The organism is Limnohabitans sp. 2KL-17, assembly GCF_003063415.1.
Taxonomy (GTDB): domain Bacteria; phylum Pseudomonadota; class Gammaproteobacteria; order Burkholderiales; family Burkholderiaceae_C; genus Limnohabitans_A.
The window spans coordinates 1-12602 of record NZ_NESK01000046.1; the positions used below are offsets into that span (position 1 = coordinate 1).

General features: G+C 58.9%; 10 protein-coding genes. 5 read left to right on the forward strand and 5 right to left on the reverse strand.

Going from position 1 to position 12602, the window contains the following annotated elements:
* Nucleotides 1-271, forward strand: a 271-nt coding sequence (locus B9Z45_RS16015; protein WP_146180911.1) for a transposase, incomplete at its 5' end; no start/stop codon positions are given.
* Between the two features lie 136 nt (nt 272-407).
* Here the strand turns inward: B9Z45_RS16015 and B9Z45_RS16020 are convergent.
* Genes B9Z45_RS16020 through B9Z45_RS16030 form a run of 3 tightly spaced genes read right to left on the reverse strand, consistent with a single transcriptional unit; the run spans nt 408 to nt 5623 of the window.
* A complete protein-coding gene (locus B9Z45_RS16020; protein ID WP_108408203.1) occupies nt 408-3074 on the reverse strand; it encodes a DUF4347 domain-containing protein in 2667 nt (888 codons plus the stop codon).
* A gap of 45 nt (nt 3075-3119) precedes the next feature.
* Complete coding sequence (locus tag B9Z45_RS16025; protein ID WP_233252234.1) at nt 3120-3944, reverse strand: efflux RND transporter periplasmic adaptor subunit; 825 nt, start codon at nt 3942-3944, stop codon at nt 3120-3122.
* Entirely contained in the window at nt 3938-5623 is a 1686-nt protein-coding gene (locus tag B9Z45_RS16030) for a TolC family protein (RefSeq protein ID WP_233252235.1), read from the reverse strand. The genes B9Z45_RS16025 and B9Z45_RS16030 overlap by 7 nt, the downstream gene beginning before the upstream one ends.
* A gap of 570 nt (nt 5624-6193) precedes the next feature.
* Here B9Z45_RS16030 and mutS point away from each other — a divergent pair.
* From mutS to B9Z45_RS16045, 3 genes are read left to right on the forward strand one after another with little or no spacing between them, the layout of a single operon-like run.
* Nucleotides 6194-8794, forward strand: a complete 2601-nt coding sequence (mutS, locus tag B9Z45_RS16035) for a DNA mismatch repair protein MutS (protein ID WP_233252237.1) — start codon at nt 6194-6196, stop codon at nt 8792-8794.
* Between the two features lie 15 nt (nt 8795-8809).
* Nucleotides 8810-9637: a proteasome-type protease gene (locus B9Z45_RS16040; protein ID WP_108408204.1), complete on the forward strand. Its 828-nt coding sequence runs from the start codon at nt 8810-8812 to the stop codon at nt 9635-9637.
* A complete protein-coding gene (locus tag B9Z45_RS16045; protein ID WP_108408205.1) occupies nt 9637-10440 on the forward strand; it encodes an alpha/beta fold hydrolase in 804 nt (267 codons plus the stop codon). Before B9Z45_RS16040 ends, B9Z45_RS16045 begins: the two co-directional genes overlap by 1 nt.
* Here the strand turns inward: B9Z45_RS16045 and B9Z45_RS16050 are convergent, their stop codons facing one another.
* A complete protein-coding gene (locus tag B9Z45_RS16050) occupies nt 10441-11265 on the reverse strand; it encodes an undecaprenyl-diphosphate phosphatase (protein WP_108408206.1) in 825 nt (274 codons plus the stop codon).
* A gap of 112 nt (nt 11266-11377) precedes the next feature.
* Here B9Z45_RS16050 and B9Z45_RS16055 point away from each other — a divergent pair, with 112 nt between their 5' ends.
* Nucleotides 11378-11887: a TIGR02281 family clan AA aspartic protease gene (locus tag B9Z45_RS16055; protein ID WP_108408207.1), complete on the forward strand. Its 510-nt coding sequence runs from the start codon at nt 11378-11380 to the stop codon at nt 11885-11887.
* An 8-nt stretch (nt 11888-11895) separates the two neighbouring features.
* Here the strand turns inward: B9Z45_RS16055 and B9Z45_RS16060 are convergent, their stop codons facing one another.
* Complete coding sequence (locus B9Z45_RS16060) at nt 11896-12300, reverse strand: hypothetical protein (RefSeq protein ID WP_108408208.1); 405 nt, start codon at nt 12298-12300, stop codon at nt 11896-11898.
* Between the last annotated feature and the right edge of the window lie 302 nt (nt 12301-12602).

Here is a 12602-nt window from a genome sequence, read left to right on the forward strand (position 1 = left end):
GAAGGCACTGATCGCATCCAAGGCACCACATGCGAACGACTTCACCAACCAGCGGGTGCGCAAGGGAGGTGAGGTTGACCCGGCCCTGCGCTCGAAGAATCGCAACAAGTCCAAGGTACGCGCCCGGGTGGAGCACGTCTTCGCAGTGGTCAAGCGGCTGTGGGGCTTCACCAAGGTGCGCTATCGCGGCCTGGCCAAGAACGCCACGCGCTCGTTCGTGGCCTTGGGTCTGGCCAACATCTACTTAGCGCGTGGACGCCGCATGGCATGAGTGCGTCTTCAGAGCGCGCAATGCGCGTGTCTGGCGTGAAAAGGCCAGAAATACGGGCCGAAATTGGGCCGCTTCGCCCATCACATCTCGCATCATGCAATCAACTAGCAACATATCGCTGAATTCGGTGGCTTGTTCAGCGTAGCCCTGGATCAGACAAATTGATCGACGAATTGATGCTTTCGCCAGTTGTGTCGATTGAATAGCCGCCCGAAGACAGCACATAGCGCGTCGTTGCTGCCCCCAGCAGAGTGGTGTTGCAAATCACCCAGGCGTCCTCCGGTGTGCTGGCGCCACCAAGTTTTTCAGCACCGTTGGTCAGGTAAAGCTGAGTGACTACGCCATTGACAACCAAAAAGACCGTGTTGGTCGAGCCATTGCTGACGAAGTTTGTCGCGGGGTTGTACGTCGGGGAACTGGGGTCAACGGGATAGACCCGTATCCCCAGGCCATCGGTGATATTGACAGCAACGAAGGTGCTGAAATTTTTTCCGTTTGGGTTGTTGGCCGTGAAAATTTGACCAAAACTCGCGTAGTACTGTGCAGCGGCGTTGTTGGTGACCGTGCTCGCACTCAGCGAGACTGCATCGTTGCCCAACGCATCCTGAATGGCATTGGCATCGTTGCCCGCTGTCGGATCGGCGTAAGCCACCGTCACAACCTCGCCGCCGCCAATAGCCAAAGCCAAAGTCAACTCAACCGTGCTGCCGCTGACCACCGCTGAAGATACCGTGCGCGCGCTGGAGCCCACCATCACGGTGAAGTTTCCAGCCACAGCCGTCGTGGCGTTGAGTGTGTCGTTGTAGGTCAGGATGACCTTGGTTCCTGACGCGTTGGTGGCCGCGCTGGCGAAGGCAGGCGGCACAGCCTCGACCAGCACCCCGCTGGTGCTGGCGACACTGTTCAAGGTCAGCGCACTGTCGTTGCCGGCAGCATCCTTGACCGTGCCGCCATTGTTGGTAATGCTGCTGCCGATGCTGATACCGTTGGCGTCCACATTGCCGCTGGCCACGGTGTAGCGAAACTGCAATGCGCTCGATCCGGAACCGGCGCGATAGGCAGCCTGAACAACACCGCCGGTATCCAGCGTGACAGACATGTAGGGCGTTCCACCGCCCGTATTCACAGAGACAGCTTCTGAAAAATTGACCGTGAAGTCGAGGTTGCTGCCGGCGACATAGGTGCTGTTGGCAGGTACAGAAACCGACGTGATTGCAGGGGCCGTGCCATCGACCACCAGCGCTTTGTTACTCCCCAGAGAGTTCGCGGTGGCTGGAGTGGCCAGGGTCAGCGTGGCATTGTTGCCAGCGGTATCCTTGATCGTGCCACCGTTCAATGCCAGGGCAGAGGTGCTGATGTAATCCAGGTCTGCCGAAGTGTCACCCGCCTGCACCGTGTAGGTGAAGGTCAGGGTGCTGGTGCCGCTACCGCTGGGGTAGTTGACAGCCCGGTCAATGGTGCCCGTTTCCAGCGTCAGTTGCGGAGTGCCTGTGACAAAGACCGATTCGCTGAAGTTAACCTGCACACTGATTAAACCACCGGTTTTGTACGTGCCGTTGCTGGTTGAGGAGGAGACCGATGTGACCGTAGGGGCCGTGGTGTCGGGCAGAGTAATGTTATTAAGGTCAAAATTATCGAAGCCCCACATAAAGTTGGGTGTTGTCGAAGTGATATCAGCGTACAAAATTTCTGTAAATGATGTATTGACCCGATAGGATCCTGTAACGTCAAAAGAAGCCGCGTTGTACGTCTGAGACACCAAATTGTTATCGGTTATTACCAGGCTATCCGCTAGACCAAGACCATCATTTATCAAAGTAAACGAAGTCAGGTCGAAGAGTTTTCCACCTTGTAAAGCGATGCGTACCTTGGTCTCTGTCACGGTAAATCCAGCCGAAACATAAAGACCAGAGGAGTTATTTACACCGCCCCCACCGAATAAAGTCATTGTGTCGTCGGTTGATGTCAAAACCAGCGTATCTGAGCCAACAGTTTGCAGGACAGTTTTGGTGTTGTCACCACTGGCCGTTTCCAAATTAAAACTAGCCAACAACCCGTCATATGCCTGCGTGGCACTCAAACCAAACACCACCTCCGTGCTGATGTCGCCCTGCTGGCTCTCCAGCACCCAGTCGCCACCACGCGCTGCAGAACCGGTGGCGTTGGTCGATGCGGCAATGTCGGCTTGGGTTGCGGCGGCCAAGGCTGAAACGAAGGCAGCACCGTCAGAGCCGGCCGCCACGCTGCAACCGTAAAGCAGAATGTCCGCATTCGCGTCCAGCGCGCGACCGACTGCTGCGAGGTCAGCGGCATGGCTTGCGAGGTTTTGCGCTGTCAGGCTGGAAGCCCCCAATTGCAAAGAACCCTCGGCACCGTGAGAGACGATATGGATCGCATCGATGCCGCTGCGGCCCGCCAGGGCCTGGGCTATTTGCGCCAGACCATCCTGCGATGCGTCCAGAATGTGCACCTCAACATCGGGGCTCAAGCCATTCAACAGTGACTGGTAATTGCCGACATCGCTTTCAATGAACACCAGTTCAACACGTGCAGGTGTTGCATTGGCCGTGAGCGCTGGTGGCACCAGATCCAGGGCCTTGGCCACCACTTCTGACGTCGCAGCCACTCTAACGGGCATCGCTGCGTCCAGATGAGCGTCCACGGCTGTATCCACAGCCGCCCCATCAAACATAAAGCGCTGTTCCAGCGCCATCAGGCCGGAGGCTCGGCGCACTAATTTGTTGAGTGTTTGGGCTGTTGGGACGGCGTTCTTTTTCATCGTCTGGCTCCTGCGGCCCCGCATGGGGCCTGATTCTTGTCTGGGAAATGACTCAACTGAACAATGGTTTTATTGGCCGGCAGGGGGTGCGACTTGCACCTTGCCACTCATGCCGGCCATCAACTCGGGAAAGCGCCCACTGATGGCTGCGACCACTTTCACAGACTGACTCACCGGATCGACACGTGCGCCGATGCGGATGAATTTGGCGGGGTAGGTCTTGCGCGTTTCATCGATTTGCACCTGGAAGGCGCCACCGACTTTGAGCCAACTCAACCAGACTGAAGGCACCAGGAACTCCAGCTCCAAAACGCTGTCGTCGATGATGTCCAACAAGGGCTGGCCCGGTTGCACGTATTGCTGGTCGCGGGCTTTTTGCTCGGCCACGCGCCCACTGAAGGGCGCAGAAATCTGGCATTTGGACAGCACGGCCTGGTTGGCGCCCACCTCGGCCTTGGCCTTGGCAACGGCTGACTTGGACAAGTCCAGCTCGAGTTGCCCGACCGAGTTCAGCTCTTCCAGCCGCAGATTCGATTTGAGCGTTTGCGCCGCGCCATCCAGTTCAGCCTGGGCTTTTTGCAACTGGGCTTGCTGCAAACTGCAGTCGAAGCTCACCAGGGTTTGCCCGCGTTGAAACGCAGACCCCTCTTGCACGCTGATGGCCGAAATTTTGGCGCCAATTTCTGCTGCGACCGTGGTGTAACGGCGCGGCAACAGCTGGGCCCGAATCTCCTGACGCTCGATGGCCGGGCGTGGCGATGGCGTGGCCACCGCACCGCTGGACACCGGCGCAGCAGGCCGGGGGGTGGGTGAAGCCGTGGCCTGCGCCCACACAGGAGAAGAAGCCATGCCAGCCATCAGGCACAAGGCCTGCCAACGCAAGCGGATCACCATTTGCCTTTGCTGGGAGCGCTGATGCTTGCAGAAACACCGGTTACAGGGGCGCTGGATGAAGCGGCGCTGGTGTTTGCCACGCTGTTGTTTGTAACTACGCTGGCCACCTTCGCAGTGGCTGAAGCGGGCGCTGGGGCGGGTTGAAGCGCTTCGGCGCTCAGTTGCGCCCAAGGCGCCTGGGCTTTACCCAATTGCTCCGTCAGCTCCTTGAGGGATAACTCGCCGGTGCTGCCGATCTGCGGCTCAATGCCCAAAGTGGCCACCAAGCGGCTTTCGGCCACTTGCACTTGGGCCAGCGCCTGGTAGCGTCGCAGCAAGCTCAAGATGGCCGAGGTTTCGGTACTGACCAGATCCAGCTTGCTTTGCGCCTGCACAGACTGGCGGTTGCGCATGATTTCAGAGATCTTGCTGTCCGTGGTGTAGATGGCGTCTGCACGCTCAAACTGGCTGCGGGTGTTGATCACAGCCAGACGCGACAAGTGCACCTGGGTCAGGACAGACAGCTGAGTGGCCATGCGGCGCTGGTCAGCCAGGGCGACACCCGCTTCGGCCAGCTTCATCTGTGCCGGGCCGGTGAACAAGTTCATCAAATTGAAAGACATCTGCACGCCAGCTTCGTTCCAGTTGCGGTTGAGCAGGTAGTTGTCGGTGTCGTACTTGGCCCCGTAGTTGAAGGACAAATTGGGGAACATGCGCACCAGGGTGCGGCGTGTTTCTTCACGGGCAATGCGCCCGTTGTAATGCTGTTCGCGCAAATCGGCGTTTTTGAGCAAGGCCACTTCTTCCAGCTTTTGCACCGGCACCTGGTTGATTTCATTGCCGATGTTTTTCAGGTCGGTCGTGGCGATTTGAATGGTTTGGCCCAAGGGCGCATTGATCAGCGATGCCAGATCCACCTGAGCAGAAGACAACTCCTGGTCGATCGATTCGAGCAAACGCATGTTTTCAAGCAACTGGCGCTGGTAACGCAAGGGCTCCAGGGGATTGCGCACGCGCTCGGTCGCGGCCTTGCGCGAATCGTCCAGTGCTTCTTCGGCCAGTCGGATGGTTTTTTGCACATCGGCTTTGAGCAGCTGGGCACTGGCCGAGCGCCAGTAGGCCGTGCGCACGTCTTGCATCAACAAATGCATGGCTTTGCGGCGCTTTTCTCCGGCGATCATGAAACGGTCACCCTGCTGCTTGGCACCGTAGTACCCCATGCCAAAGTCAACCAGGCTCCAAGTCAGGCCCAGATCAGAGGTGTAGTGCGCGGCCTCACTGGATGAAGAGGTTTGGCTTGGTGCAAAACTGCCTGGCACGGGTTGACCGTATTGGGTGGTGCCCGTGAACCGCTGCGTATCTCGGCGTGAATACCCGGCCTGCGCCATTACTTTGGGCAGCATGTCGTATTTGTTCACGTCCAGTTGACCCAAGGCCAAGGCCTCCTCCATCTGCTTTGAACGTCTGTCCAGGTTGTACTTCAGGGCGCGTGCCATGGCCTCGTCCAGCGTCAATGGGCCGCTGATGGGGGCGACGTCTTTGCGCAGGTTCACGCCGTCTTTTTGCTGCTGGGCCTGCATATCTTGTTGCGTCAATGCAACAGGCTCAACACTTGCACAGCCTGCAGCCACGGCACACGCCATGGCCACCAGGGTCCAGCGCAGGGGAGACGGGATTGTGTTGACAGTTGATTCATTCATCTTTTGTATTCCGAATTGTGAATTATTCATTTTCGTTTATTTAAACTATTAGTTCCATAATATATAACGTTTATAACAAATTAACATGGTAAATCATCAAAATCAAAAAGGCCAAAAAAAACTAAAGCACCGCATGCCTTCATGAAGTTATGTTTTCTTCCTTCTTGATGAGGCATGGTTTCTGCCCTTGCTGTTGGCATGGCTAACCCAGAACGCTGCCGCGACCGAAGGTGAGAACCACATCACGCACCGGGCTTGGCTGTGTGGGACTCTCGCCATTGTTTGAATTGTTTTGCGAGCGGAACCCGCACCCTGTGCGCGAAGAGAAAACTGGCCGCGGCTTCCACATGAAACGGGCCCGTTTCTGTCAGCCATTTTTTTGGCTCAAATAAAATCAAGGCGCTTTACTGCAAGCGCTTGTTTTTTAAAGATAATTCGCCCAAGCTATTTCGCCACCTGGACACGGCCCCTCCCTCTTCAGCTGAGCCCAAACCGGCCAAGTCATTGATTCAAAACGACATTTCCTCTGCTGCGCCCACCCCTGCAGACTATTCCGGCCACACCCCCGTGATGACCCAGTACTTGGGCATCAAGGCGGCGTTTCCAGACACGCTGGTGTTCTACCGCATGGGCGACTTTTACGAGTTGTTCTTTGGCGATGCCGAAAAAGCGGCGGGCCTACTCGATATCACCCTGACGCGGCGCGGCCAGTCTGCAGGCCAACCGGTGCTGATGGCGGGTGTGCCTTTTCATTCGCTGGAAACCTACCTGGCCCGCTTGATCAAGCTGGGCGAGTCGGTGGCCATTTGCGAGCAGGTGGGTGATGTGGCCACGGCCAAAGGCCCGGTGGAACGCAAAGTGGTGCGCGTGGTCACCCCTGGCACCTTGACCGACACCGAACTGCTGTCCGACAAAAGCGAAGCAGTTTTGATGGCCGTGCACCAGGCCACCAAAAACCGCTGCGGTCTGGCATGGCTGAGCGTCACCCAAGGTGTGGTGTTCCTGGCCGAGTGCGCACAGGGCGACCTGGCCGACTGGATAGACCGCATCAGCCCCAGCGAATTGCTGGCCAGCGCGGGCATGACGCCCACGTTTGAACAAAAACTGCGCGCCCTCAAAACCCATGGACGTGGGAGCTGGTCTTTTGCGTTGCGGCCCGACTTTCAGTTTGATGCAGGCTTAGGCCAACGCAAGCTGCTGGAACAGCTGCAAGCCGCATCCCTGGCGGCCTGGAGCGCCGAAACCCTGCACGACGCCCATGCTGCAGCAGCTGCACTGCTGACCTATGCCGAACACACACAAGGCCGCACGCTGCCGCATGTGCAGCGGGTGCAGGTGCAGCGCTCAGACGCACTGATCGACCTGCCTGCCAGCACCCGCCGCAACCTGGAGCTGACGCAAACCCTGCGCGGCGAGAGCGCGACCCACTCCCCCACGCTGTTTGCGCTGATCGACAGCTGCATGACCGGCATGGGCAGCCGCTTGCTCAAGAGCTGGCTGCTCAGTCCGCCACGCGACCGCCAGGTCGCCATGAACCGCCTACAAGCCCAGACCCTGTTGAAGGGTGAAAGCGGCACGGGTGCCTGGCGCAGCCTGCGCGAACAACTCAAAGGCGCCAGCGACGTGGAACGCATCACGGCCCGCACCGCCTTGCGCCAGGTGCGGCCGCGCGAGCTGGTGGCACTGCGCCATGCGCTAGCGCGTGCGGCATCGCTGTCGGTGCAATTGCAAGCCCTGAATCCTGAGCCCGGCACCTTGCTGGCGGGTATGGCCCGCTGGCTGACGCCGCCCACCAATTGCGCCGAGCTGCTGCAAATGGCGCTGCTTGAAGAGCCTGCAGCTTTGGTGCGCGAGGGCGGTGTGATTGCCGATGGCCTGGATGCCGAGCTGGACGAACTGCGCAACATTCAAACGAATTGCGATGCGTTCTTGCTCGACCTGGAAACCCGCGAAAAAGAACGCACAGGCATTGCCAATCTGCGCGTGCAATTCAACAAGGTGCATGGCTTTTACATCGAGGTCACGCAGGGCCAACTCGACAAAGTGCCGGACGACTACCGCCGTCGCCAGACCCTGAAAAACGCAGAACGGTTCATCACGCCCGAGCTGAAAACCTTTGAAGACAAAGCCTTGTCGGCGCAAGAACGGGCTCTGGCCCACGAGAAGTGGCTCTTTGAAGGCCTGCTCGACCAGTTGCAGCCCTACGTGCCCGCTCTCACCGAGTTGGCGCAGGCCATGGCCTCACTCGATGCGCTGTGCGCCCTGACCGAACGTTCACTCACCCTGCGCTGGTGTGAGCCCGAATTCACCCGCGAGCCCTGCATCGAAATACGCCAGGGGCGTCACCCTGTGGTCGAAGCGCGCTTGGCAGAAATGTCGGGCACCCGCTTTATTGCCAACGACACTCTGTTGGGCACCCGCCAGCGCTTGCAAATCATCACCGGTCCGAACATGGGCGGCAAATCGACCTACATGCGCCAAGTGGCGCTGATCGTGCTTTTGGCCAGCATCGGCAGCCACGTGCCCGCCAGCCAATGTCGCCTCGGGCCGATTGACGCCATCCACACCCGGATCGGTGCGGCCGACGACCTGGCCAACGCCCAGTCGACCTTCATGCTGGAGATGACCGAAGCCGCTCAAATATTGCACAGTGCCACAGCCCATTCGCTGGTGCTGATGGACGAAATTGGCCGTGGCACTTCCACCTTTGACGGCCTGGCGCTGGCCAGTGGCATCGCCACGCACCTGCACAACAAGACGCAAGCTTTTGCGCTGTTTGCCACGCACTATTTTGAGCTGACCGAGTTTCCCGCCACACACACCGCTGCAGTCAACATGCATGTGAGTGCGGCCGAATCGGGGGCGTCCATCGTGTTTTTGCACGAACTGCAACCCGGCCCGGCCAGCAAAAGCTATGGCGTGCAAGTGGCGCGACTGGCGGGCATGCCCGCTGCCGTGCTCAACCACGCACGCCATGCGCTCAGCGCCCTGGAGGCTGGGGCCACTGAAAGCCGACAGCAAGTAGACTTGTTTGCCGCACCGCCCGAATCCGAAGCCACCGGCCCCAGCCCCATCGAAGTGGCACTGGCCCAGATCAACCCCGACGCTTTGAGCCCCCGCGAAGCGCTCGATGCCCTTTATGCCCTGCAGCGCCTGCTGCCCAAAAACTAAACAAGCCTCACTGCCATGACTTATTGCGTTGCCGTCAAAACCCGCGCCGGTCTGGTGTTCTTGTCCGACTCCCGCACCAATGCGGGCCTGGACCAGATCAGCACTTTCCGCAAAATGATCGTTTACGAAAAAGCAGGCGACCGCTTCATGACGCTGCTGTCCGCGGGCAACCTCAGCATCTCGCAATCGGTGCGCGAGGTCTTGCAGATCGAAAAACTGGTCGAGCCCGGCCAAGACGAACCCCTGACCATCTGGAACGCCAAAAGCATGTTCGACGCCACCCGCGTGCTGGGCGCTGCGGTGCGCCGAGTGCACGAGCGCGATGCGGCCTCCCTCAAGGCTTCTGGCGTCGAGTTCAACGTGTCCATGATCTTTGGCGGCCAGATCGGCCAAGAAGGCATGCGTTTGTTTCAGGTCTATTCGCCCGGTAACTTCATCGAGGCCACAGATGAGACGCCCTACTTTCAGATCGGCGAATCCAAATACGGCAAACCTGTACTCGACCGCGTCATCACCCCCAACACCCCGCTGGACGAAGCCGCCAAATGCGCGCTGGTGTCGATGGACTCCACCCTCAAATCCAACCTGTCGGTGGGCCTGCCACTCGACATGGTGGTCTACCAGGCGGGCAGCCTGAGGACTGACCGCATCATGTGCATCGACGAGCACAACCCCTACTTTCAGATGCTGCGCAGCAGCTGGGGTGACAAGCTGCGCCAAATGTTCGACAGCATAGAAGACCCCATGTGGAACGGCGGTGCCACCAACATCCCCCTGATGGTGGCGCCCACGCGCAACGCCGTGCTCAAGAAAATCACCACCCCCGACGAGAAGCTGATCTGATGGCCACCCGCATCGTCTTCTCGCACGGCAACAGTTTCCCAGCCAGCACTTACCGCGTTTTGTTTGACAGCCTGCGCCAGCGCGGCTTTGAGGTCAGTGCCGTAGAAAAATTTGGCCACGACCCGAAGTACCCCGTGACCAACAACTGGCCCCACCTGGTCGAGCAACTGGCCGACTTTGCACGCGCCCAACAAGGCGCTGGTGAACCTGCTTTTCTGGTGGGTCACTCGCTGGGAGGCATATTGAGTTTGATGTGCGCTGCCCGTCACCCCGAGCTGGCGCGCGGCGTCTTGCTGATCGACTCGCCCGTGTTGGGCGGTTGGCGCGCCACCACCCTGGGCCTGGCCAAACGCACACCTTTGATTGGGGCTTTGTCGCCGGGGCGCATCAGCCAAAGGCGCCGCAACCACTGGCCCAGCGTTGAAGCAGCGCTGGACAATTTCCGGCATAAAAGATCATTTGCGCAATGGGACCCTCAGGTCTTGCGCGACTATGTGGAACACGGCACTTTAGAGCGCGATGGCGAGCGCTACCTGAGCTTTGACCGCGACATCGAAACCGCGATCTACAACAGCTTGCCGCACAAACTCGACAGCCTGCTCAAACGCAAACCCCTGAAATGTCCTGCCGCTTTTATTGGCGGCACCCACTCTGCCGAAATGCGCCAAGCCGGCGTGGAGTTGACCCATCAGGTGGTCAAAGGGCGCATCATGATGCTGGACGGCTCGCACCTGTTTCCGATGGAAAAGCCCCTGGCCACTGCCGCAGCCATCGAAGCGTCTTTGCTGAATCTGGGGGCCTGATCAGGCCGCCCAGGTCACCAGCCCGCTGTAACTGGTGCCCAGTACCACCAGACCGAACACGATCCGGTACCAGGCAAACACCTCGAAGCTGTTGGTCGAGATGAACTTGAGCAGCCAGCGCACGCAGACCCAAGCGCTGAGGAAAGAAAACACCAGGCCGACGACAAACATTGGCGCATCAGCCAGGCTGAGCAAGGCGCGGTCTTTGTAGAGGCTGTAAGCGCCTGCGCCAATCAAGGTGGGAATCGCCAGGTAAAAGGAAAAGTCGGTCGCCGCTTTGCGCGACATGCCCAGCAACATGCCGCCAATGATGGTGGCACCGCTGCGGCTGGTCCCCGGGATCATGGCCAGGCACTGCACTAGGCCCACCTTCAGGGCGTCTTGCCAGCGCATCTCTTCGACCTCGCCAATGCGAATGACATGGGCCTGCCGCCGTTCGGCCCACAAAATGACGAAACCACCCAAGATGAAGGTGGTCGCCACCACTTCAGGGGTGAACAGGTTGGCCTTGATGGCTTTGCCAAACAACAGGCCCAAAATAACCGCAGGTACAAAGGCGATGAACACATTCAGCGCAAAGCGCTGAGCATCGGCGCTGCGCGGCAAGGCGCGCATGGTCGAGCTGATCTTTTGCCAATACACAATGATCACCGCCAGGATCGCCCCGGTCTGGATGGCGATGTCAAACACCTTGGCCTTGTCGTCGTCAAAGCCCAGCAAAGCTCCGGCCAAAATCAAATGTCCGGTGGACGAAATAGGCAAGAACTCGGTCAAACCTTCCACCACGCCCATCACTGCGGCTTTAAGCAACATCATCAGATCCACAAGCGTTCCTTCAAAATTTGGATGGATTATCGCTTCTGTATCTCAAGGCTATTTCGCACCCGCTGACCGAGACACCGGACAATAGACAAAATCACACCAGATCGTCCTGAGCATGTCCTCCATTCAGAAAACCACCCGACTCGGCGCCCTGGCCATCACCGCTGTGTGGATGCTTGTGGCTGCAGCGCTGTATCTGGTGTTTGACCGCATCGAGCAAAACCGCCAAGCCAGCCTCAAGCCCTATGCGCTGAGCTCGGGCGAACTGGTCATCCCGCGCCAGCGCGACGGACATTTTGAGGTCGAGGGCGAAGTCAACCGCCAGCCGGTCACTTTTTTGGTGGACACCGGCGCCAGCCATGTGAGCGTGAGCCAAGCCTTGGCCGATCAAGCCGGGCTGCCTGCGGGCCAAAGCATCACCCTGCGCACAGCCAATGGCGAGCGCCCTGGTCAACTGGTGCGAGACGTGCCCGTTCGTGCAGGGCACCTGGTGCTCAATGCGGCCAGTGTCACGGTGGGTCTGATCGGCCTGCGGCCCGAACAAGCGCTGCTGGGCCAAGGGTTCTTAAAGCATTTCGACGTGGAAATCAGGCGTGACGAGATGGTCTTGCGCCAGCGGCCCTGACTGTCCGGTTAGCGGTGACCATCGTCCCGGTGGTCCCACCCTCCGCGACCGCGCCCACCGTCATCTTGCCGGTCGTTCCTGCTTTCATGACCCCTTGGTTCGTGACCCCTTTGACGACCGTCATGCCCATGCCCCCATCCGTGAACCGGCGCATAAACACGGGGCGCATAACCACCGGGTAGATACACCACCCGGGGTGGCGGGGCGTAGACCACGCGAGGTGGCAGGGCATACACCACAGGCCCTGGTACACCCACCTGGGCATACACCGGAAAATGGCCGATGCGGGAGTGAACCGACACAGACGGCTCGACCACCACTGGATGGGCGCAACCCACCTGTGCCAGACCCAAGCCCAGCAGGCCGAACAGCGCGATGGCTCTTGAAAAAGACGGTTTGAATTTAAAACGCATAACAAAGCACCTCTGATTGAGTTGGCTCTTATTGAAAACAAGCTCCCTTGGCCTTTAGCGCGACAGCCAGGCGTTTGGTGCACCGTCAGCGCTTTGCATTGGTTTCCAGTCGTAACAAATCCGTCAAGTCCACCCGCAAGGCCCCAGACCACTCAAATGACCATCGCCGCCATAGCAGGCTGCTGAAATACCCCATTCGCGAGCGCAATTTCGCCCCGCATGGTTTTGATTTTTTTGATTTTCCTTTCGCATTCTGATATTCCCTTCGTTTTTTGTTCGCCTTGGCCCACTTGTAAGCCCAT

What these genes read in the sequence shown, in the direction of transcription:
- B9Z45_RS16020 (WP_108408203.1), bottom strand. Translation starts at nt 3,074, where the DNA reads ATGCGGGGCCGCAGGAGCCAGACGATGAAAAAGAACGCCGTCCCAACA.
- B9Z45_RS16025 (WP_233252234.1), bottom strand. Translation starts at nt 3,944, where the DNA reads ATGGTGATCCGCTTGCGTTGGCAGGCCTTGTGCCTGATGGCTGGCATG.
- B9Z45_RS16030 (WP_233252235.1), bottom strand. Translation starts at nt 5,623, where the DNA reads ATGAATGAATCAACTGTCAACACAATCCCGTCTCCCCTGCGCTGGACC.
- mutS (WP_233252237.1), top strand. Translation starts at nt 6,194, where the DNA reads ATGACCCAGTACTTGGGCATCAAGGCGGCGTTTCCAGACACGCTGGTG.
- B9Z45_RS16040 (WP_108408204.1), top strand. Translation starts at nt 8,810, where the DNA reads ATGACTTATTGCGTTGCCGTCAAAACCCGCGCCGGTCTGGTGTTCTTG.
- B9Z45_RS16045 (WP_108408205.1), top strand. Translation starts at nt 9,637, where the DNA reads ATGGCCACCCGCATCGTCTTCTCGCACGGCAACAGTTTCCCAGCCAGC.
- B9Z45_RS16055 (WP_108408207.1), top strand. Translation starts at nt 11,378, where the DNA reads ATGTCCTCCATTCAGAAAACCACCCGACTCGGCGCCCTGGCCATCACC.
- B9Z45_RS16060 (WP_108408208.1), bottom strand. Translation starts at nt 12,300, where the DNA reads ATGCGTTTTAAATTCAAACCGTCTTTTTCAAGAGCCATCGCGCTGTTC.